Consider the following 21,182-nt stretch of genomic DNA (forward strand, 5'->3'; position numbering starts at 1 on the left):
AGGTACGAACATGATTTGGGTGTATAAATATGATGAAAATTACATTTGGCAAGCAGACAAAGACATCTTAGTAGATGTAGAAAACGGAGAGGAAATCCCCAAAGGCTATACAGATAAACAGCCACCAGATGGGTTGTTTATTGCAAAGTACGATCCCAAAAAAGAAGAGTGGTTTGAATCAGCAACACAAGAATACATTGATAGTTTGCAGCCTGATCCACCGTCACCAGATGATGTAGCGCTGCTAAAAAAACAAGTCGCTCTCCTTACATTGCAGCTTTCTCAGTTGCAGAGGGGCGGGGTATCATGATTTATCCAACGGCGGACGACATAAAAGTATTTTGGGATTGGGGCGTTTACACTCTTGAGATCATGCGGGAGTATGTCGCATTAGAAGTAATAACAAAAGAAGAGTTTAAGCAGATCACAGGCGTCGCATTCGACAAGCCAGCTGCTTCTGCAGATTTAGGAACCACAGCATCTTAACAGGTGCTTTTTATTTTGCCTTCTTAAAGGAGGTGATTAACGAAATGGAGGAAACGATAGTGTTTATCAACTTTGAAACTTTAGATTTAGCGAAGACTTATTTATTTGGCGGAGTGAAATTTCTGGACTTGCTCTTGCTGTTGAGTGTCATCGACGTGTTGACAGGAATCATTAAAGCATGGAAGATCGGCAAGCTACGCAGCCGAACTGCATGGTTCGGTTACGTGCGTAAAATGCTTAGTTTTGTAGTGGTGATTGTAGCCAATATTATTGATCAGATCATGACTTTGAATGGAGTGCTGACCTTCGGGACAGTATTGTTTTACATCGCCAATGAGGGGTTGTCTATCGTAGAGAACCTTGCACAGATCGGCGTTAAAATTCCGGCTTCCATCACAGACCGACTTCACGTCATCGAGTCTGACAGCCAAAAAGAAGAAGAGGAAAAGAAAGCTGCTGAGTAATCGGCGGCTTTTTTCTATATAAAAACAAATTAAGGAGTAGATGAACTTGGCAATCAAGGTGAAAAAGAAAATGGTCTCATCCAGCAGATACGGTTTAAAATGTCCGAACAAAATGAACGCAGAATACATCACCATCCACAATACAGCGAATGACGCAGCAGCTGAAAATGAAATTAGCTATATGATCAATAACACTAGCTCAACGAGCTATCATTTTGCGGTGGATGATAAGGAAGTAATTCAAGCAATTCCATTAGATCGAAATGCTTGGCATTCAGGTGACGGTACGTACGGGTCCGGCAACCGTAAGTCAATCGCTATTGAAATTTGTTATAGTGAGTCTGGTGGTGCTAGATACAAGGCTGCGGAAAAGTTGGCCATAAAATTCGTGGCGCAGTTACTAAAAGAACGTGGATGGGGTGTTGATCGAGTACGCAAGCACCAAGACTGGAACGGAAAGTATTGTCCACATCGGATCTTATCTGAAGGTAGATGGAGCTCATTTAAAGCAGCCATTGGAAAAGAGCTAAAGTCATTGGGCGGTAAAACATCATCTTCTAAGCCTAAGACAACATCATCCGCAACAGCACCTAAGAAAAAAGCATCTAAGAAAGCGTACAAGCTCCCAACAGGCATCTTTAAGGTAAAAGCACCCTTGATGAAAGGAGACGCTGTAAGGCGAATCCAAGAAGCACTAGCAGCACTCTATTTCTATCCTGACAAAAGAGCTAAAAACAACGGTATTGATGGCTACTATGGTCCAAAGACAGCGGATGCGGTCAAACGATTCCAAATGATGCATGGTCTTGTTGCTGATGGCATTTATGGACCAAAAACCAAAATAAAACTTGAATCATTATTATAAATAAATAATCCCCTGGAGTTATCTAGGGGATTTTATGTTAAATCTTTGGAAAAAAAGGAGGAAGCTTACCAAATTTGATTTGATTTTTATATGCTATCTCTTTAACTGATTGGAAAAAATTCTTTGAATTATAAAAGAGAAGTTCCTTACCCGGTAAATCACCAAAATGTTGCTTTGTGGTTTCAATAATATAATCTTCTTTTGTAAATTGCGTTTCATAGACTCCGAATGCAATATATTTCACTTTAGAGTTTTTAATAGCATCTATAAGATGTTGATCGTAATCAGGATTTAAACCTTGCCCTAAAATAGTGATACCTCCATTACTATTTAAAAGCTCATGATAACAATGACTTAAATAATTGTTACTTTTGATTTGTGCTAATTTTTTCTCTGAAGCTCCTTCTGAGACATAAATAGGAAAGTGTCCCATCTCATACTCTTTTGTAATATTATCCATTAAAATTTCTCCTGTTACTTTGATTACGTCACCGCGATCTACATAAAGATGTAATGCACCATGTAAGTAAAATAATTTAAATTGATCCTTTTTAAGGGTATCCGGTTGGAAAGAAAGCTTTCGATCATCCCTATATCCAAATCCATCCCTGATTTTCTTTTTCCCTCTCAGAGCTAGTAATGCCCAGTATGACAATAAATCGTAGTTAGTTGTGAATATGTTTTTTTTGAAGATATTAAAACTCCAAGCTAATTTATCAATATCTAAGTAAGCATATTCAGGATGTATTTCTTTTACAGACGTAATTAGGAGATCTTTGATAGTTTGATAACTTTCATCTAAATAATCTGTATTTTTATCAAACGTTTTATTAATTGTTTGAGCCTTGAATAGGGAATTTAAAACTTGTTCAAAGTTTGTAGTATCAAAAGCTCTAAATAATTTTTTTTCCTTTTCATCAAAAAGTCCCTTTTTTTGTAAAAAATCGTATAGACCACCGTATCTAAAATTCGAATCAAATTCTATTGAGAAGCCATTTCCTGTGAGTAAATTATCTAATATTTCAGGATGCTTTTCTGATAATGCTTTAAAATCATAAACTTCTGTCATATGAATATCCTCTTTCCTTTTTCAAAATATTTCAATCTTACATATTACTTTGTTGGCTTCACGACGATTATTTCGTTTTCTCTGTTATTAACAGCGTGAACATCTCCTGAAAGTTATCCGGTTTTTAATATGCTGATCGTATTTTTCTTATAATCTTATCGGATAAAATCTTCTTTTTTTAAGAGAGTACTATACTATTACCATCATGTATTGGTCACTATTTAAAATTTTTGACCAAAATCATGACCAAAATTTGACCAAAAAATATTGAGAATCATAGAGGTTCTATTTCAAATTTAAAATAATAAAACAATAAAAAAACCTTTGTTTTCAAGGGTTTAGAGTGTTGCATATACTGTATCTAAATTAGAAATTATGTTCCGCACCCAAGTACACCCATGGGAACGCGATCAGTATATGTCTCAGTATTAATAAATAAAACCCCTTGGAGCCATTGGCTTCAGGGGTTTATTGTTTTTGGGGGTGTTTCTTATCTTTTAAAATGAAACAGGTATCACCCACAAAAAATGATGAAAAAATCACTCCATGATCTTGGAGATGTGCTCTTCATATTTATTCATTGAATCCATGTCAATTTTTTTGCTAATATGAGAATAAATATCAGATGTTACTCGAATGCTTTTATGGCCAAGTCGCTCCTGAACATATTTCATAGATGCCCAAGATTCTAAAAGTGTAAAAACGGGGGGACAGCGCCAAATGGAGGGGCTTTTAATAAATAAAATTTTTGCAAATCTTAAATAGAAGTGAGTTGAAAGAGAATGTCTGAGAGAATAAAAAAAATTGTTAGGGCAGGAGTATCTGAAAGTCAAATAGAGAATATGAGTACTACATATCCACATAATTATCCTGATTTTAGATTATATAAGTATGTGCCTAAAATGGAAGAAGAGAAGGAGAGATTAGTTGAGGTAAGTAAAATTGTGGGAGCATACCGAGTTAAAAGTAAAGACTCTTGGTTAGAAAATTTTGATGCGATGGGAAGTAGAGTGGATTATCTTATAGATAGCCTAGAGAAAAAAGGTTTAGAAAGCTATAAAAAGTCATTTAAGGAAGATCAGGATAGGAAAATTCATCTTAGCTATTTAGAAGATTTAGATTGTTACTTCACTTTTGGAGATGGTAATCATAGAACGGTTGTAGCAAAAGTTATTGGTATGAATTATATTCAAACAAAGGTATCTCATTATCAACCAAATATAAAACGCATAAAAATCAAAAAAAAGTTAGATTTAATAAAAAAAGAAATATTTGAGAAAGTTAAAAATATGAATTTTGATCACGATGTAAATAAAAATACAGAACAAATTCATATTGATATTTTTTATAAGGAATTAATAATTCAATCAATTTTTATTGAAGATGAATATATTCTTTATCCAGTGGATCAAATAGAAAACTTACAAAAATCAAAGGATAAATTCATTCATCTTTGTTCAAAAATTGAAACCTATAAATTATTGCCTAAAATATTTAAAACTATTTTTTTGGCTTTTTATTCAAGAGGTGACCGAAAAATAAAAGATATTATTAAGGGTTTAGAACGAGAAAATTACTTTATAAAATAAAGATCTAATTAAGAAAACTAAGGAATGCCCCTGAAGTAAAAAAGGATATTCATAAATGGATAAAGTGGTATAAAGTGTCAGGCTCCTTATGGTATTCTAGTAAAAGAATATTCCATAAAAGGAGTCTTTTTTATATGAAAATATTAGATGCTCCATCTTTACTATCAGCTGTCGAACAGAGGTCAAAGGCCTATCATGAGCTTCAAGAAGAAATGAAACTTGTGAAAAAAGCATTAAAAAGTGTATCGGGATTAGGTGACGAGTTTACTGGAAAAGGTGCAGATAATATCAAAGCTTTTTATAATGATCTTGCACTATACACGGACACTTATCTTGATTTTATCGATATGCAAAAGGCTTTTTTAGATGGAGTGAAAGGAAAGCTTGATGATGAATCATTAGGCGGTAGTACATTTATTGACGAGCACTTCTTAGACGCTCAATTGAAGCAAGGCATTCAGAACAATAAAGATATGGTGAAGGAACAAAAAGAAGCCCTTACGGCTATTTTTGACGATATTAGTGATTTGATTGAATTGCAGACATTTTCCAGTAAAAAAGTAGACGAGCACTTAGATGATGCGAACAAAAAAAGAAAAGATGCAATTGAGGCTATACATACATTAGATCATGCCCTAAAAACAGAATACGCAAAATCAGAAGCGATTGAGAAACATCTTGCAACTTTTTATACAAAAATGATGGCTGCTACAGGAAAAGGTAAGAACGCTCAGCCCATGTATTATGATGCAAAAGCATTTCATGAAACAGATGTGTACAAGAATCATGATAAAATTGATGCACAGGTGAAAGCTTACTTAAAAGTGAAAAAAGAAGAAAAAGAGAAACGAAGAATCAAAGAATTGAAAGAAAAGCTCAATGATCCTTCGTGTATATCAGTAGAGAAATACTTTGAGATTGTAGACGAAATTGGATATGAAAATCTTTCTTACGATCAAAAAATGTATTACAGCCAGCTGCTCCAAATCAAAGCGCAGGAAGAAGCATCAGAGGTATTCGTTGATAGTGTAAAAGGTGCTGCAGTTGGTCTATATGATGTGGCCAAAGATACAGTAGTTGGCATCTACGATCTTGTAACAGACCCTGGAGGTGCCGTTGAATCAGTCGTTACGGCTGTTTCTCACCCAATTGAAACATCGAAAGCGATTGGAAAATCAATTTCAGACTCATTCCAAAAAGAAGTCATAGATGGTGATGCGTATTCTCGTTCACACTGGTTCGCCTATGCGACTGGTTCTCTAGCAGAAATCGTCTTTGGTTCTAAAGGGGCAGGAGCCATTACAAAAACGGGGACAACAGCGGCCAAAACTACGGTGAAGAAAGGGCTTGAACAAGGCGCAAAATCATTAGACAGAGTCTCCATTCCTAGCCTATTGCCATATTCACCAAAGTTTCAAATGGCTGGTGGACCGAAGCTACCGTATAACGTTTTTGACGGAGAAAATCTTAAAAATAAACTCCTCTCCATGGCAAAGCGTCTAGACAACAATTCAGGATACGGAATCTCTAAGACAGGCAGACGATTACCAGCACCAAAATCACCGCCAACCGTTGTCAGTTACGGAGACCACTATGTGAGATGGAAACGTAAAAAAGTATTAAAACCCAATGTCGTTTATGCAACTAAACAAGGCTACACCTACACAACAGATCACTACGGACGGATTGTCAAAGTCGAAGCAAGTGATTTAAAATATGGAGAGGTCAAAAGAAACCAATATGCTCAGTCCAATTCAGGAAAGCCTGATCGATTACTAGATGATGATGGAGGTCATTTGATTGCCTCTATTTTTAAAGGGTCTGGGGATATTGATAATCTCATACCTATGAATTCACAGATCAATCGAAGTGGTGGGAAATGGTATCAGATAGAACAAGAGTGGTTAGCAGCCTTGAGGAAAGACCCACCTAAACATGTAGAGGTTAGTATTCGGCCTATCTATAAAGATGATTCATTAAGACCTGAAAGTTTTGTAGTGAGATATAAAATTGGAAAACGTTCCGTTCGTGAAACTATTAAAAATCAACCTGGAGGTTAATACTAGTGGAATCAATAGAACAATATTATAAAAAAATTGCAGAAGCAATTAATGAAATTATACCATGTGATTGGGATAAAGTTTGGATGTACGCTGAAATTCTAGACGATTCAGCTGGAATTACTTTTTATTTTACTGAACCTAATAATGAAGAATGTGTTTATGGACATGATATTCCAGAAAGATATAGAGTAAGTGACTCTACTTATGACCATTTATTAGTTGAACTCAGTGAAGTCTTTGAAGATTTGAAAAAGGAGTATATAAAAAATGGTTTAGGAGCTTGGACAACAGCTACCCTTCAGCTGGAGAAGTCAGGGAAGTTTTCAATTGAGTACGGCTATGAAGATATTCTCAATATAGGGCTTTATGGCATTCAGAGAATAGAGGTTTGGGAATATGAAACATTCGGCATTCTCCCTGAAGATGAGGAAGATAAAGAAACTGTGTTAAATTATATAAAAAATAAAAATAACAGCTAACACACATTACCCTCCAATTTAAGGAGGGTTTTTGTATGACTGTATTTTATATATTTCATAAAAACCTCATTCCCTTTATCTAAACCGATAAACCGTCACTTCACAATCACCCAATACCTCTTCAATCATGTCTTCAACAATCGTCCAATCGCCGCCCGCCAGTCCGCAGCCGATCCCGTAAGGAATGGCGATGGAAGTTCGGTTTTTCTCTTCATGTGAATGGGTTACTGTGTCTTTTAGGCTTTGTAAGCAGCTGCGTAAGGCGTCGTAATCAGTTTGCATTCTTTTTCTTCCGTATCCAGTTTGAGCAAATAAGTTGGCAATTGTTTTTCCGTCATTAGTTGTGATGAGTTGAACGGAGCTTAACAAGTCATCTCCTTGTTCTGTACATAATTGTTTATACTCTTTGTATACATTGGGGTATTTGCTTTTGATTTGTTTGGCTAATCCAGCGCCCATGACCCCTTTACAGTTCACCTGGTGACAGATGATGTCTTCACTTGCCTCTAAAATGTTACCATCCACTGTTTTGATCATATCAAGTAACCCCTTTTTAATAAAATAAATAGAAACTTATGTTCTATTTTATCAGTTTTGATCAAATTATTTAATAGCAAAAATGCTTTTTATGAGTTTCGTTTATTTGAAGACACTTCACAACAACTTGATTGTCAAAGCTGGTGCATGTCATCTAAAATATGGAGAGACTAGAAAACACGAAATGATGCAAAGAGGAGTCATTTATGAATCAATTAGAAACGAATCGTTTAAATCTTAGACCGTTTTGCGATGAAGATGCGGCAGGGGTGCTGGAGTACTTGTCCAATCCAAGAGTAAATTGTTTTCTTAGTGATCGAATTTTTTCATTAGAAGAAGCTGTGGCTAAAGTGCAAAAGAGAAAAGAAGATCATTCATATGTAGCGGTTTGTTTAAAAGAAAGTCAACAAATTATCGGTGAGTTGTTTCATTTAAAAGAGGAGCCTGATACGTATTCAATCGGCTGGAATTTCAATGCAGCATATGAAGGAAAGGGGTATGCACGTGAGAGTGCTGAAGCATTCTTGACCTATTTATTTGTAGAAAAGGGAGCAAGGCGGCTTTATGCCTATGTAGAAGATGATAATGTCCGTTCACAGGCATTATGTGAGCGATTAGGCATGCGGAAAGAAGGCCTTTTTCTTGAGTTTATTTCATTTACTACTTATGAGGACGGCACCCCTAAATATGAAAACACGTATCAATATGCTTTGCTAAAAAAGGAATGGGAGCAGCATCACTCTCTATAGAGCACTCAGTGAATGATGTGCAGGTGACAGCAAAGTGACAAACATGTCATATGATTCCATGGTTTGTTCGTTCGATCGATGGAGCGGTCATCTCATTTCAATTATCCTTGTCATAAATCGAGGAAAAAGGGATGAAATGAGATGCAGGGATATAATGAAGATTTATTTAGGTGGGTGAATCAGCTCAGTATCGATCATGGTTACTTGAATCCGTTATTCATTGGACTAGCTGAATATACAGTGCTGTTAGCAGCGCTCATGTGTCTGTTCATATGGTTTCAAAATCGGAGCAGAACCAATAGGCGGGTGGTCGTATCTGCCGGATTTACTTTCATATTGGCAGAGTTAATTGGCAAAATTGCAGGAATTTTTTATTCCAACCAGCAGCCCTTTGCCGAAATGAGTCATGTCAATCTTTTGATTCAAAAGGAAGTAAATAACTCTTTTCCGAGTGATCATACCATCTTTATTTTTTCTGTTTGTCTGATCTTTTGGCTTTTTCACAAACGCCATGTTTATTGGCTGATCATTGCGTGCGCCGTTGGTTTTTCAAGGATTTGGGTAGGTGTCCATTATCCATTTGATGTCTTAGCAGGTGCTGTCATAGCGTGTTTAACAGCGGTCGCTGTTGTATATTTGCCGATATGCCAAAGGAGCGTTAATGCCATTTTGTCATGTTATGAGTGGCTTGAGCAGAAAGTTGTAAGGAAGAGAACAAAATAACATGTTGCAGCAAAATACCCCGATCTGTTAATGGCTCAGATCGGGGTGCTTTTTATTTTCGCCAAAACGTTGAACAATCCGCTTTGTCTTCGATATTAAATTCGATGATTTTTTTTAGGAGAGGATAATCAACTGGCAAGCTTTCCTTCATGCGAAACATCTTTTTTCCATGATCGTAACCCGCTTGTACAATGTCAGCTGAAAAGTGATCGATTCCTTTACCTTCTGGTGCGACAGAAATGTGATGTTTTGCTACGCTAAACCCAATAATAAATGTGCCGTGGTCTGTGAACATGGGCTGATTCCAAGCAATTCTTGGCTCTAATTGAGGGAATGTGTCTAAAATCCATTGTAAAATGTCTTGTGTGCGCTGCTTCAGCTTTGGATTACCGATATTGCTTACATATTCTTCAAACACATGCATGATGTTTTATCCTCCAATTCCATTGACCTCATACGTCTCAGACGGGATTCGAACCCGCACTCCTTTCGTAAGCATAGGTTAGGGGCAACACGCCGCTCTACGGAATTTCACCTGTCGCAGCTAGTGTGCTTTTCGATGCTTCTGAACCCTTACCTTGCGGCTCGCCAGCTATAATTCGTTTTACAGTGCTCTAGCCTTCTAGAGCTGCTGAGGCGCGGAAGTTATTGATCTTATTATATATAGTAAAATGCTAATAGGGTTATTGTAAAGAAAAACCTATGTATAAAGAGATTAGGGAGATTAAACCAAAATAAGCTCCAATATTAACTATTACAAGGTATATAATGAAATCGGTATGAGTGAAAGATTGTATACACGTTTAAAAGCAAAGACTTTCCTAGACCTGGATTATGCTCTCAATGAGGTTTAATTTAAAGCACCCGTTTAGAGGAGTTTGACTTTGAAGTAAAAAACGACCCCAAAATTGGAAGTCGTTTTGTAAATATTTTTATTTTGAAACAAAGCATTTTCCATTAGATAATACTTCGCATTTTACAAGGAAATAACTGTTACTACTTGTCCAAACTTGAGTGTAACTTACCCCATTTTGTTTAATTAATACGTAATCCCACTGATCAGGATAAGCATCTCTGACCCACTCTAACGGAGCAGCACTTGCAGTATTCATAGAAAATAACATTGTTGCAGAAAAGGCGATAGATAATACAGCTTTTTTTAATGTTGATTTTTTCAAACAAAACAACTCCTTAATTTGAATTAACCTATTATTTGTAAATAGGTTAATTCAATAGTATCAAAGAGAAAAAGCATTTTGTGTCGAATTTTGTAAAAATACCTTAAATTTACCTATTTATATAAGGTGATAATTTTCACAATGTATGAATAAACCTTTTAACACTTTTAAAGCTTTATTGATTTGTTTTTTTATTTGCGTATAATTGGCGTCGTTTTTGGCGGAGCATGACGTAATATCGTATTATGCGATAGATTAATTGAACAGCTTTTAAAAGTGACTTTTCGTTCGGTAAATTTTGCGATTAGTTCCATGGGTTCTCTTTCTGCCGCTGATCTTTACGCGAATCGCACAAAATAGTCAAAGGCACATATGATAAAAGACCATATGGATTTGTATACAGCATTGAATTGAGCTGATAGAAAGTGATAAACCTGTTGATGAGTAAACTGAAAGAGATAATTAATCAAACAAAAAATGAAGGCTTTACTCACAAACGTTCAATGAGTTCTCCTTTTTTGCTCATCATGGAAAATGGGGAACCTTTCTACTCCTGGGTGTTCGTTGAAAGAAGTGTGTTTAAGACTTGCTATTTTTCTTTGATTTCCATCAATGAAGAACAGAATTGTGTGGTATTAGAGCTCCTTGTTCCATGCTGCATGAGGTCGACTTGCTGTCAGAAAGTCTTGTATCGATCCAGTTCAAAGATCCTTGTTGATCTTTCTTTTTTATGCGGAATGATTGAAGCAGAGCTGCCAGTATATGATGCGCTCATTTTAAAGAACATAGAACCTCACCACCTCCTTCTTGATTTTTCAACATCTCCCAGTTCGGTTGAAATCTGGCGTAATGGAACAAGATTACTAAATACAGCAACAGTGGTTTTGCATCATCATGATGATCAAGAAGTGCCAGTTTCTATCACCATTCAAACAAAAAAAGCATGTCATGACATATGTGTCCAAAAAGGAGAAAGTCGATCGATTACTGTAAAAGATATGATGTTGATTTTAAAGAAACAAGCCACTGAAAACGTGCAAGCGCGCTTAGACATTCAATTAAACATGGTACAAAGGAAAAAAATAAGGCTTTGAGTCTGGGATAATCGCACAATCTTCATAGAACACTAGATCATAGTCTATCAAGAATAGGTTGAAGGAGGGTTAAAATGGCTATTTTAGGCGGGTGTAGTAATGAGCAAACAGGCTTTGTGAATGATGCGGTATGCTTCACAGTCGATTTAGCAGCAGCAGCGGATCCAGTTGTCGTCTGGACGGATGGAACACCATTTGTCATAAACGGGACCATTATGGTGGAAAACAACGGAATCGTGGCTGTAGCACCAACTGTGACATTAGAGGTCAACGGTGCGGCTGTTCCAGATTTCACTGTACCTCCGGGAGAGAGTCGATCCATTACGCTCAGTGATCTTAACTCCATTGGGATTGTAGCTACTGGCGGGACCTCGACTGGAAGTATTGTCGTTTCTTTTTCTCTCAATTATCAGTATTAGTGTGTATGTCTTAAAGATTCCACAGTTTGAAAGAAGTGAGAGGCATGTGCGCCCAACTTAATATGTGTGGAGGAATAACAGGTCCAACGGGAGCAACGGGAGCAACCGGCCCGACCGGAGTAACCGGAGCAACAGGTCCAACGGGAGCAACGGGAGCAACCGGCCCGACCGGAGTAACCGGAGCAACAGGTCCAACGGGAGCAACCGGCCCGACCGGAGTAACCGGAGCAACAGGTCCAACAGGAGCAACCGGCCCGACCGGAGTAACCGGAGCAACAGGTCCAACGGGTTCAACAGGAGCAACCGGCCCGACCGGAGTAACCGGAGCAACAGGTCCAACGGGTCCAACAGGAGCAACCGGCCCGACCGGAGTAACGGGTCCAACAGGAGCAACGGGAATAACCGGAGCAACAGGTCCAACGGGAGCAACCGGAGTAACCGGAGTAACGGGTTCAACAGGATCAACCGGCCGGACCGGAGTAACAGGTCCAACGGGAATAACCGGAATAACGGGTCCAACCGGAGTAACGGGAACAACAGGATCAACGGGCCCAACAGGAGTAACAGGTCCAACCGGCACAATTGTGACCGCTAACTCAATGTACGCGTCCAATACGTCGGGAAGTACAGTGCTTGTTGTCATAGGCGGGACAGCGGTTTCCTTGCCTAATAATCAGAGCTTAGATGGTTTTACGGCAAGTGGTGGAAATACGATTTTTACAGTGCCTGTCTCAGGTCGCTATTTCATCACATATCAAGTGAACACAAGTGTAGCGCTGCTTGCCGGAACAAGGATCATTAACAGCGGATCTGCCATTCCTGGTTCTATATTAACACCCGCTTTATCGGCATCTACCTACAACGTATCACTCATTACAACACTTGCAGCAGGTAACCAGATTTCTCTCCAAATTTTCGGTTTAGTCGCAACAATAGTGTTACTTGGGGGAGGATCGGTTGGAGCGGCACTCACCATCATACGATTGGAATAAGGAAAAAAAGCCCAAAAAAAGGGCTTTTTTCATTTCATCACGAGATGATTGGGTACTTTAAAACCGAAAAAAGGTGAAATATTTACGCAAACATCATTGACTAGAAGAAAGAAACGCATTTTCAATGGAAACGGTTATTGAAGATTCAAGTGATTCATATTAAAATGATCTCAAATGGACAATTAGCAATTGCTAATAGAAGTTCCATATTTAGTGAAATCATGTGATGCAGCTGAAAGTGATTGGGGGTGTAGAATGAGCAAGATTCCTGTTGCGGAATTGGCATCATTATTAAATGACTGGAACATGGAAATCAAAAAAGATCATGCAGATGAGGCAGAACGGTTATTTGCTAAAGCGAAACAAGCGGTAGAGGAAATTGACGATGCGGACATCCTTATGTACTATTCTCTTCTTGAGAAGAGGCATCACATTCTCATGTACAATTTAAGAGGGCAAAAGGGCAGTGTTTCAACGAGAAGTATAGAAGGTCATCACGGGAAAAAAGAGGATGACTTGTCTAACCGACTTGCCTACTATTTTGATTTTTATGAGGGTGTGTATGAGCAGCATCAAGGAAATTACGAGGTTGCATTGCAAATGTATCAAAGTGCTGAAAAGCTCTTAGATAAAATTCCAAGTGAGATCGAACGGGCTGATTTCGATTTTAAGGTGGCCTGGCTTTACTACCGGCTTAGTCATATCATGCTCTCATTAAGCTATATCCGCAGAGCACTTCACGTCTATAAACGGCACAAGCATTATGAAAGAAGAACGGCACTTTCATACTCTCTCATTGCGGCGAATCAAACAGAGATCGGCCGGTATGAAGAGGCGCTTGAAAATTATCGCCTGGCGGAAGAGGTTTTGACAAGCGAGCAGGATGACTTTATGCTGGCTCAGCTCCATCACAATGTAGCCATTTTATATTCATTTTGGAACAAACCGAAAGAATCAATACGTCATCTTGAAAAAGCACTGTCCCATCAAGAATATTATGAGTCGGATTTCTTTTTCCATTCTACGTATCTGATCAGCCGGGAACTCTGTGTGATTGGTGAAAAGCAGCGTGCAAGCCAATATATAGAGGCTGCGTATGCCAGAATAAAAGATGCTTCTCATGAAGTGTTTCAGCTGAAAATAGGCATCGTCCATGACCTTTACTTAACGAATGCACCACAAAGATTTCAGCAAATTGATGAGAAATTAAGAAAGTTAGAAGAGAAGCATGAATATCATGAAGTAAAAGAGCTTTCACATTTTGCTGCTAAGTATTGTGAAAAGCAAGCACTTTATGAGCAGTCTGTTTTTTACTTGAACAAAAGTTTAGAAGCGGATTTACATATGAAAAGAATGGGGTTGATTTAAGATGAAAACAGGTTTAAAAGTATTATTCGTTGTAGGTTTAGCGATCGCTGCGTCAGTTCTGACTCAAAACGTTGCGGGTTCTTTCGAAGTAGCAGAAAAAATCATTGGTGGTTAATCCACCATTTATCTCTCGCCCTTGTTGATCATCGTCAGCAAGGGTTTTTTGTATGTTGTTAATAGGCTCTTCTTATTAAACGCTACAAGAACGTTTAATAAGAAGAATTCGCAACAAAGGGGGTGTGCAAATTTGTTACCTGCCCCATTATTCTAAATAAACATAGGGCAGCGCAACAAGTTAAAAAGGTCACCTTTCTTTGCTTAATTTAATTTTTTGCAGGACTTTTCATTCACATTTTATCAAATTGGTCTATTGTACATAGAAGTAAAAGAAAAAGTCGGAACACCGCTCCATTTGTCATGCATATGATGTGATGAGTTGTTAGACGAAAGCAGGTGATTGTATGTATCCACGAGTTTATGGAGGTTTTCATGGAGGCGGTTTTAGCGGTGGGGGAGCACATATCGGATCGGTTGGTTCTCATATCGGCTTTGGCGGGTATTATGTGAGCCCTGGTGTGTTTTCTGGTTTAGGCGGTTTCCCTGGATACGGTGGATTCGGGACATTTTCTGGATATCCGTATGGCTCCACGTTCATTATGGGGCGTCCTCCTGGTTTTTATGTGAGAAGTTATGAGTGAACGTTGAAATAGCCATCTAACGATTGACTATTTCAATTGGTGAAAATGCTTCAATGCAGCAGTGATCACAATCACCCCAAGGATAGAGATAGGCAGCCAAATGATGATAAACGGATCGTACGCATCTGTGTATGCCGCTAAAGCGGCACCTAGGCAGTAAAAGACAATAGAGCCTATTCGCATGAAACTGACATGCTGAATAGGAGCTTTTCTTTTTTCCCGGTGTGAAATGCGCTGAGCCAAATCTTCAAATAGGTTAGCGAGTGTACTCGTTAGAACCGTTGTGGAAATGCCAGCCACATTTAATTTGCGGGCGGCCGCTGTCTGGAGACCCATGGCCATACTTAAAAGGATAATCAGCATAAAATAAGCACCTTGTGTATAAGGGAATATGGTCATGAGAGCAAATAGAAGTAGTATCATGACTTCTATGATAAAGATACGTGTAACGGCTTTTGGCCAAAATGTTTTCTCATGCTTTCCGCCTATCACAACAGCAAGTAAAACCCCTAGAACGAATCCACTCAGTGCAGTGATGGAATGAAGGGCTGTTAGCTGCAAGGAGCTTCCTGCTGCAATGCCAAGCAGCACAATATTACCTGTCATATTGGCTGTAAACACATGCCCTAGGCTCAAATAGCCAATCACATCCACAATTCCTGCGGAAAGGCACAAGAAGATTAGTGCTATATTTCGAAATGAATGTGCGGTCAAAATGGTCATCCCTTTCTTACTCTCTAATGAATAAGTGTAACGCTTAATGACCGCGTATGTCCATCTTATGTGCCGGTATGATGTCTTCAAGCCGATGTAAGACTTGTCTGAAAGTGTCATCATTTACAAGATGCCTCATGCGGCGGAATGGATCGCCTTTTTCCTTTAGACGCTCTATAACAACTGGCATGGTAAACAAAGAAGGATGAAGTCCATCTTGATGGAGTTCGTCCCATTCAAGCGGTGTCGCTACAAGTCCAAGCTCATTTCCTCTTGGTGAATAGGGCGCGATGATTGTTTTTCCAGCATCGTGCTGAATATAGTCTAAATACAAGCGATTGCCGCGTTTTTTCTTAAGGCGTTCTAAAGTAAATAGCTCAGGAGCTTGTTCACATAAAAATTGACATATAAACGCGGTGAATGATCTCGTTTCTTCGTATGTGAAGGCATTTTTCTTTAATGGAATATACACTTGCAGTCCTTTACCGCCGCTTGTTTTAATAAAGGCTGTGAGAAAGAGACCGTCTAAAAGCGCTTTGATTCGCTTGGCAGCCTCTATGGCTAGATGAAACTCGTTAACAGATGGCGGGTCTAAATCAAAGACGATTTCGGTCGGCCGGTCCGTATCCCTTGTTTCAAAAGGAATATGAAATTCCATCGCCAGCTGGTTACCGAGCCAAAGAAGCGTCTGCGGGTCATTACAGACCGTGTAAGCAATATCATCAACTTGATCGGTCAACACAAAATCTGGTGCATAATCAGGTGTCGACTTTTGATAAAAGAATTCATCCCCAGCGCCATGAGGGAACCGAATTAAAGTAAGTCGTCTTTCACGTAAAAAGGGCAAGAGATAGGGAGCCGCTTGTCTCAAATAAAGTAAGTAATCTGCCTTGTTCAGATGAAGAGCCGGCACAATCGGTTTTTCAGGATGAGTGACCTCAATCACGGCAGGGAGCGGATACAGCTGTTTGAGCATTTGCTGAAACGTACATGCTGCTGGGTCAGTATCTAGTAAAAAGGAAGAAAAACGCGGCTCTCTTAAGGCGGATCCATCAAAGGATATACAAGCAATACTGGCGACGATAGAAGGAGGGATTTCATATCCTGATGCTCCTTTTAGCTGGCCTTTAGTTTGAAAGAGTGTACGCAGCGTTTGTTCTTCTTCTTTAGAAAACCCATGCTTGAATTGGACAACCTCGGTGAGATGATGATCTTGATAAATACAGCCTTGGAAATAGCCATTTTCTTTATCAAAACGAGTCACAATGACAGAGACATAGCGCCAGTTTTTGACTTTCAGCCATTCTTTTGACCGGGTATTGTCGTGCCATTTACTCGTCTTTTTTTTCGCAACGAGTCCTTCTGCTAAATACGTCGTCATCAGCTTTTTCATATATTCATGATTTGTGTCTGTATGAATAAGTTGAAGAAGGGAAGGGTGCTCCAACTGAACAGTTGGCGGAAGTTTTGCTTCTTGGAAAACTTGCTGTAACTGTTTTTTCCTATCCATCAACGGTAAATCAACAAGGGATCTCCCTGTGCATCTTAATAGATCAAATGCAATCAAATGACATGGAAACCGCTCAGCCTGCAGCTTTATAGCCTCTTTGTTTTTCAGCCTGCCTCTTTGCTGAACCCTCGCAAAATCGCTTTGCTGTTCATCCAGTAAAAAGACCAATTCCCCATCAAACGTAAGTGGTAAAAAAGGAGCAAACTGGTCCCTTAATTGTTCGCACTGTTCAATAACCTCAGGAAACTGTTCGTTTAATCGTTTTCCGGCTCTACTTTCTAAATGAATCTCGTTTTCCTCCCATATCAGGATGGTCCGAAAGCCATCATATTTTAATTCATACACCCAGTCTGAACCGGTAGGAATATCATGTGCCGCCGTTAATCGCATAGGGTTCATTGTCATGTCACTTCCTCATATGATGTGTTCTTAGAGTGGGATGAAATTTTCATTCGCATACATAAGTCTAACGAAAACATTACATAGTAAGGAGAAAAGAACGGAGGCGACGCGATGCATACAGTTTGGAAAGGCGGCATTAGCTTTGGACTAGTCAATATTCCAGTTAAGCTGTTTACTGCTACAGAGAACAAAGATATTAAATTAAGACAGCTGCATAAAGAGTGTCACACGCCCATTAACTATAAAAAGGTTTGTGCCAACTGCGGGGAAGAGGTGGCACCAGAACAAATCGTCAAAGCGTACGAGTATGCGAAAAATAAATTCATTGAATTAGACGAGGAAGAGCTTGAAAAACTGCGAAAAGAAAATGAAGAAAAAGCGGTTGAAATCATTGATTTTGTGAAAATAGAAGAGATTGATCCAATCTATTATGAAAGAAGTTACTTTTTATCGCCAGATACGGGCGGTGCGAAGGCTTATTCATTATTAAGAAAAGCTTTAGAGGAATCGGGAAAAATTGGTGTGGCGAAGATTATGATCCGCTCAAAGGAGCAATTAGCGATCGTTAGGTGCTATGAACATATTTTGCTGATGGAAACCATTCATTTCCCTGACGAAATTAGACAAGTATCTGATGTACCGAATATCCCCCAAGAGGAGAACATTGTGAAAAAGGAGTTAGATACAGCGCTCCTTTTAATCGAGCAATTAACCACAACTTTCGATCCAGCGGCATATCAGGATGAATACAGAGAACAGCTGATGAACTTAATTGGCGATAAAATATCTGGAGAACATACGGTTCAGCCAGAAACGACAGGCAAAAAAGATCCTGCATCCAATGTGACTGATTTAATGGCAGCTCTACAGGCTTCAATCGACCGATCAAAACCAGCCAAAGCGAAAAAAGCGGCTCCTAAAAAAAGAAAAGCACCAGCGAAAAAAGAAAAGAATGCATAAGAAAAGACCGCTTATGGGCGGTCTTCACTTTCTTCTTTTCAGCGTGATAGAAAACCTTTGAAGTCTAGGAAGGACGAGCACCGGAGCGCAGACCTGACAACGAATGCGAGGGTTTGCCTACACGCTGAGACCGCTTACGGGCGGTCTTATTGCGGTTTTAACACGTCCTGAATTTCCCCGTCTTTTCTGTGAATAACAACAGAAGTCCCTTTATTAGATGCAATCTCCTTTGCCCGGTCAATTGCTTCTTGTTTCGTTTCTTTGACCTCACTTGCTCGTTTCGCTTTCTCTGTCTGAACCGCCCAGCCTTCTTCATGTTTGACGACATGCTGCGCATGATCCATGAGCTCTGGTCTTGCGGAGCTGCTGTTTTTAGAAGGCGTGACTGAACCATGAGCTGAGAAATTCTCTATCTCATTCTTCGTTGCATTCTTTTTCCACTCTTTCGCTTGACTGATCGCAATTGGGATGGCTCTATTTTCGTCATAGCCTTCCTGTATCATTTTGTTGGCAATCTCAAGCGCTTTTTTTCGAATGACGTTATCTAACGATTGAAATGAAGCCGGATAATCATTCATCGTCCAAGGCATATGAAACGCTCCTTTCTTTTATTTGAACACCTTCCCCCATCTGCAATGGATCAAACATATCATTCTTCTCAAACCAATGAAGGGGATAAAATACATCGTTTTGCTGAGGCGGAATCTCATCAAATCCAGCAGAATAGAAGGGAGAAAAGGAGTGGTTTTGATGATGATAAAAGGTTTGTATGAAGCCCATTTACCTGTGAGTGATTTGAAGGCATCTATTGCGTTTTATGAAAAATTGGAATTGACACTTGCTCACGAAAATGAACGAGTTGCTTTTTTATGGATTGAGAAAGGAAAGAGCTGGCTTGGCTTGTGGAAAGTAGATATGAACGCCTATCCATACCATCCATCAACTCGGCACGTTGCCTTTCAAATTACAACGTCCAGTATCGAACAGATCAAGGCTTGGCTGGTTGAAAAAGGCATCAGTATTCACCCAATGTTTGGCTTTTCAGAAGAGGAACAGCCTTTAGTTCTGGATAATCCGCCGCAATTTCATGCAGCGATCTATTTTCTTGACCCAGATGAGAATTTGCTTGAATGCATTGCCCCGCTTGAACTTGATACAGCAGAAGACTACGATATCATGACATATGAGGACTGGGATCGAAAGAAAAATCCGTTTATTGATTGACAAAATCACTCATTGTAACTATATTGATTACAACGGTGGTGAAAGATTGTGAAACAAATTAGCAGCAGGTATCCAATTGCTGTTCATATTTTGTCATTTATTGCAGGTGTTCCAAAAGAGTGTACAGGGGATTTTATTGCGGAAAGTGTGAATTCAAATCCAGCCATTGTTCGAAAAATGATGGCAATGCTCAAACGGGCGGGTCTTATTGAGATTCGCCGTGGAGTAGGCGGGGCTTATTTAAAAAGACCGGCAGAGGAAATCACGCTGTTAGATGTGTACCGTGCTGTCGATGTAAGCGAGGATGAAGAATTATTTAACTTCCATCAGCCAGTCATCGCATGTCCGATTGGTCAAGCAATGGATACAAGACTGAGGAGTGAACTAAAAGAAGCTCAGGCAGCGCTTGAAAATCACCTCAAACAAGTGACCATCCAGCAATTGTTGACAGAGTCAGAATAAAAGAAGCTCAGGCTGAACTTGAGCTTTTTTTACACCAGTTGTTGTAATCGAGATGGTTATAACGAATAAACGGATACGTAAAGCTGTACCAAAACATCACCGTCGAATCACAAAATGAGGAGGTCAAACAAATGAAGTTATTAGTAACAGGCGCAACAGGACAGCTTGGATCGCTCGTCGTCCAGCATTTGCTTACAAAGGTACCGGCTGAACAAATTGCGGTCAGTGTTCGGGACCCGCAAAAAGCAGCACATTTGAAGGAAGCTGGGGTGGATGTATGCCATGGAGACTTTACTCAGCCAGACACCCTTAAGGCAGCCTTTCAAGGCATTGACCGTCTTTTGATGATTTCAACTGCAGAAGGAGACCGCGTGCAGCAGCATACGGCTGCCATCCAAGCGGCGAAAGCAGCTGGTGTATCCTTTATTGCTTATACAAGCGTTGTGAGTGCAAGAGAGAGTCAGCTTGTCCTTGCACATGACCATGCAAAAACAGAAGAAGCGATTGTGGCCTCTGGCATTCCTCATGTGTTTTTAAGAAACAATTGGTATGTAGAAAACGAAAAAGATACGATTCTAGCAGCCGTTAGCGGCGCACCATTTTTAAGTCCAATTGGTGATGGCAAGGTTGGCTGGGCAACAAGAAATGACTACGCAGAAGCGGCCGCAAATGCGTTAACACTTCCTGTACATGACCAGGAGATATATGAGCTGTCAGGACCTCTTCGGACGCATACTGAACTTGCACACATTGTCAGTGAGGTAAGCGGAAAAGAGATCAAAGTCGAGCAAATTGATGTCGACACATTTGGAGAATTTTTAGCTTCAAATGGTGTACCAAAAGAAGCTGTGCCATTTGTCAAAGCCATTCAAAGCGGCATTCGCGATGGTGCCTTAGCCGTTGAAAGCCGTGATTTCGAACCATTATTAGGCCGGCCCTTAACACCTATTGAAGAAAGAATTCGTGAATTGATTTCAAAATAAATCTTCTCAAGCGCCCTATCAAAAGGGCGTTTTTTTCATTCAAGCTACACATGCCATATGTCCAAATTTAGACAAATCACTTCGTTGAAATTTCAGAAATTTGGGATTAAAATGAAAATAAGGCCTGTTATTTCGTCATCAGATGACCAAAATG

Annotated in this window: 25 protein-coding genes and 1 pseudogene; 18 read left to right on the plus strand and 8 right to left on the minus strand. The window is 39.4% G+C overall.

Annotated elements, in window-relative coordinates; genetic code table 11:
- Positions 1–10: 10 nt before the first annotated feature.
- The 4 genes from C6344_RS04305 to C6344_RS04320 are packed head-to-tail and all read left to right on the plus strand — an operon-like array spanning position 11 to position 1,815.
- Positions 11–310 carry a hypothetical protein gene (locus tag C6344_RS04305; protein ID WP_106072770.1) on the plus strand — a complete coding sequence of 100 codons (300 nt, stop codon included), beginning with the start codon at positions 11–13 and terminating at the stop codon, positions 308–310.
- Positions 307–486 carry an XkdX family protein gene (locus C6344_RS04310; RefSeq protein ID WP_106072771.1) on the plus strand — a complete coding sequence of 60 codons (180 nt, stop codon included), beginning with the start codon at positions 307–309 and terminating at the stop codon, positions 484–486. The genes C6344_RS04305 and C6344_RS04310 overlap by 4 nt, the downstream gene beginning before the upstream one ends.
- Before the next feature lie 44 nt (positions 487–530).
- Entirely contained in the window at positions 531–950 is a 420-nt protein-coding gene (locus tag C6344_RS04315) for a phage holin family protein (protein WP_106072772.1), read from the plus strand.
- A gap of 46 nt (positions 951–996) precedes the next feature.
- Complete coding sequence (locus C6344_RS04320) at positions 997–1,815, plus strand: peptidoglycan recognition protein family protein (RefSeq protein WP_106072773.1); 819 nt, start codon at positions 997–999, stop codon at positions 1,813–1,815.
- A 37-nt stretch (positions 1,816–1,852) separates the two neighbouring features.
- Here the strand turns inward: C6344_RS04320 and C6344_RS04325 are convergent, their stop codons facing one another.
- Complete coding sequence (locus C6344_RS04325) at positions 1,853–2,884, minus strand: DUF4917 family protein (protein ID WP_106072774.1); 1,032 nt, start codon at positions 2,882–2,884, stop codon at positions 1,853–1,855.
- 539 nt (positions 2,885–3,423) lie between these two features.
- Positions 3,424–3,579: pseudogene (locus C6344_RS19290) on the minus strand (site-specific integrase); the annotation flags it as partial.
- Positions 3,580–3,666: 87 nt separating this feature from the next.
- On the opposite strand from C6344_RS19290, the gene C6344_RS04335 reads away from it, so the two are divergent.
- From C6344_RS04335 to C6344_RS04345, 3 genes are all read left to right on the plus strand, one after another.
- Complete coding sequence (locus C6344_RS04335; protein WP_189313008.1) at positions 3,667–4,473, plus strand: hypothetical protein; 807 nt, start codon at positions 3,667–3,669, stop codon at positions 4,471–4,473.
- 134 nt (positions 4,474–4,607) lie between these two features.
- Positions 4,608–6,533 carry a T7SS effector LXG polymorphic toxin gene (locus tag C6344_RS04340; RefSeq protein WP_106072776.1) on the plus strand — a complete coding sequence of 642 codons (1,926 nt, stop codon included), beginning with the start codon at positions 4,608–4,610 and terminating at the stop codon, positions 6,531–6,533.
- A gap of 5 nt (positions 6,534–6,538) precedes the next feature.
- The gene (locus tag C6344_RS04345; RefSeq protein ID WP_106030926.1) at positions 6,539–7,015 is read left to right on the plus strand and encodes an immunity protein YezG family protein; all 477 of its coding nucleotides are present in this window, start codon (positions 6,539–6,541) and stop codon (positions 7,013–7,015) included.
- 75 nt (positions 7,016–7,090) lie between these two features.
- Here the strand turns inward: C6344_RS04345 and C6344_RS04350 are convergent, their stop codons facing one another.
- A complete protein-coding gene (locus C6344_RS04350; RefSeq protein ID WP_106072777.1) occupies positions 7,091–7,552 on the minus strand; it encodes a macro domain-containing protein in 462 nt (153 codons plus the stop codon).
- A 206-nt stretch (positions 7,553–7,758) separates the two neighbouring features.
- Here C6344_RS04350 and C6344_RS04355 point away from each other — a divergent pair, with 206 nt between their 5' ends.
- Both C6344_RS04355 and C6344_RS04360 read left to right on the plus strand, forming a co-directional pair.
- A complete protein-coding gene (locus C6344_RS04355; RefSeq protein ID WP_066030867.1) occupies positions 7,759–8,301 on the plus strand; it encodes a GNAT family N-acetyltransferase in 543 nt (180 codons plus the stop codon).
- A 141-nt stretch (positions 8,302–8,442) separates the two neighbouring features.
- Positions 8,443–9,024 carry an undecaprenyl-diphosphatase gene (locus C6344_RS04360; protein WP_060596382.1) on the plus strand — a complete coding sequence of 194 codons (582 nt, stop codon included), beginning with the start codon at positions 8,443–8,445 and terminating at the stop codon, positions 9,022–9,024.
- A 52-nt stretch (positions 9,025–9,076) separates the two neighbouring features.
- Here the strand turns inward: C6344_RS04360 and C6344_RS04365 are convergent, their stop codons facing one another.
- Complete coding sequence (locus C6344_RS04365) at positions 9,077–9,448, minus strand: iron chaperone (RefSeq protein ID WP_034660752.1); 372 nt, start codon at positions 9,446–9,448, stop codon at positions 9,077–9,079.
- Positions 9,449–9,956: 508 nt separating this feature from the next.
- A complete protein-coding gene (locus C6344_RS04375; RefSeq protein ID WP_034660753.1) occupies positions 9,957–10,202 on the minus strand; it encodes a hypothetical protein in 246 nt (81 codons plus the stop codon).
- A 440-nt stretch (positions 10,203–10,642) separates the two neighbouring features.
- Between C6344_RS04375 and C6344_RS04380 the strand changes: the two genes are divergently transcribed.
- The 5 genes from C6344_RS04380 to C6344_RS04400 all read left to right on the plus strand — a co-directional run bounded on the left by C6344_RS04380 (position 10,643) and on the right by C6344_RS04400 (position 14,773).
- Entirely contained in the window at positions 10,643–11,296 is a 654-nt protein-coding gene (locus tag C6344_RS04380; RefSeq protein WP_060596385.1) for a CotZ-related putative spore coat protein, read from the plus strand.
- Positions 11,297–11,370: 74 nt separating this feature from the next.
- Positions 11,371–11,715, plus strand: coding sequence for a DUF3992 domain-containing protein (locus C6344_RS04385; protein WP_034660755.1), 345 nt, complete (start codon positions 11,371–11,373; stop codon positions 11,713–11,715).
- A gap of 44 nt (positions 11,716–11,759) precedes the next feature.
- Positions 11,760–12,707: a BclA C-terminal domain-containing protein gene (locus C6344_RS04390; protein ID WP_106072778.1), complete on the plus strand. Its 948-nt coding sequence runs from the start codon at positions 11,760–11,762 to the stop codon at positions 12,705–12,707.
- Between the two features lie 255 nt (positions 12,708–12,962).
- Complete coding sequence (locus C6344_RS04395; RefSeq protein ID WP_106038675.1) at positions 12,963–14,075, plus strand: response regulator aspartate phosphatase; 1,113 nt, start codon at positions 12,963–12,965, stop codon at positions 14,073–14,075.
- A gap of 461 nt (positions 14,076–14,536) precedes the next feature.
- Entirely contained in the window at positions 14,537–14,773 is a 237-nt protein-coding gene (locus C6344_RS04400; RefSeq protein ID WP_060596409.1) for a hypothetical protein, read from the plus strand.
- Between the two features lie 27 nt (positions 14,774–14,800).
- Here C6344_RS04400 and C6344_RS04405 read toward each other — a convergent pair whose 3' ends face one another.
- The gene (locus C6344_RS04405; protein ID WP_106030930.1) at positions 14,801–15,496 is read right to left on the minus strand and encodes a YoaK family protein; all 696 of its coding nucleotides are present in this window, start codon (positions 15,494–15,496) and stop codon (positions 14,801–14,803) included.
- 34 nt (positions 15,497–15,530) lie between these two features.
- Positions 15,531–17,396: a DNA ligase D gene (locus C6344_RS04410; RefSeq protein ID WP_106072906.1), complete on the minus strand. Its 1,866-nt coding sequence runs from the start codon at positions 17,394–17,396 to the stop codon at positions 15,531–15,533.
- A 114-nt stretch (positions 17,397–17,510) separates the two neighbouring features.
- On the opposite strand from C6344_RS04410, the gene ku reads away from it, so the two are divergent.
- Complete coding sequence (gene ku, locus C6344_RS04415) at positions 17,511–18,359, plus strand: non-homologous end joining protein Ku (protein ID WP_003211891.1); 849 nt, start codon at positions 17,511–17,513, stop codon at positions 18,357–18,359.
- Positions 18,360–18,505: 146 nt separating this feature from the next.
- On the opposite strand, the gene C6344_RS04420 is transcribed toward ku, so the two are convergent.
- Complete coding sequence (locus C6344_RS04420) at positions 18,506–18,949, minus strand: DUF2188 domain-containing protein (protein ID WP_060596411.1); 444 nt, start codon at positions 18,947–18,949, stop codon at positions 18,506–18,508.
- Positions 18,950–19,109: 160 nt separating this feature from the next.
- On the opposite strand from C6344_RS04420, the gene C6344_RS04425 reads away from it, so the two are divergent.
- The 3 genes from C6344_RS04425 (at position 19,110) to C6344_RS04435 (ending at position 21,028) form a co-directional block, all read left to right on the plus strand.
- Positions 19,110–19,583 (plus strand): VOC family protein, encoded by a 474-nt coding sequence (locus C6344_RS04425; RefSeq protein ID WP_060596412.1) that lies wholly within the window; start codon positions 19,110–19,112, stop codon positions 19,581–19,583.
- Positions 19,584–19,631: 48 nt separating this feature from the next.
- Positions 19,632–20,045 (plus strand): Rrf2 family transcriptional regulator, encoded by a 414-nt coding sequence (locus C6344_RS04430; protein ID WP_106038673.1) that lies wholly within the window; start codon positions 19,632–19,634, stop codon positions 20,043–20,045.
- Positions 20,046–20,176: 131 nt separating this feature from the next.
- On the plus strand, positions 20,177–21,028 hold the full coding sequence (locus tag C6344_RS04435; RefSeq protein ID WP_106072779.1) for an SDR family oxidoreductase: 852 nt from the start codon (positions 20,177–20,179) through the stop codon (positions 21,026–21,028).
- The last annotated feature ends 154 nt before the right edge of the window (positions 21,029–21,182 follow it).

The organism is Bacillus sp. GBSW19 (assembly GCF_002998655.1).
Classification (GTDB): domain Bacteria; phylum Bacillota; class Bacilli; order Bacillales; family Bacillaceae; genus Bacillus.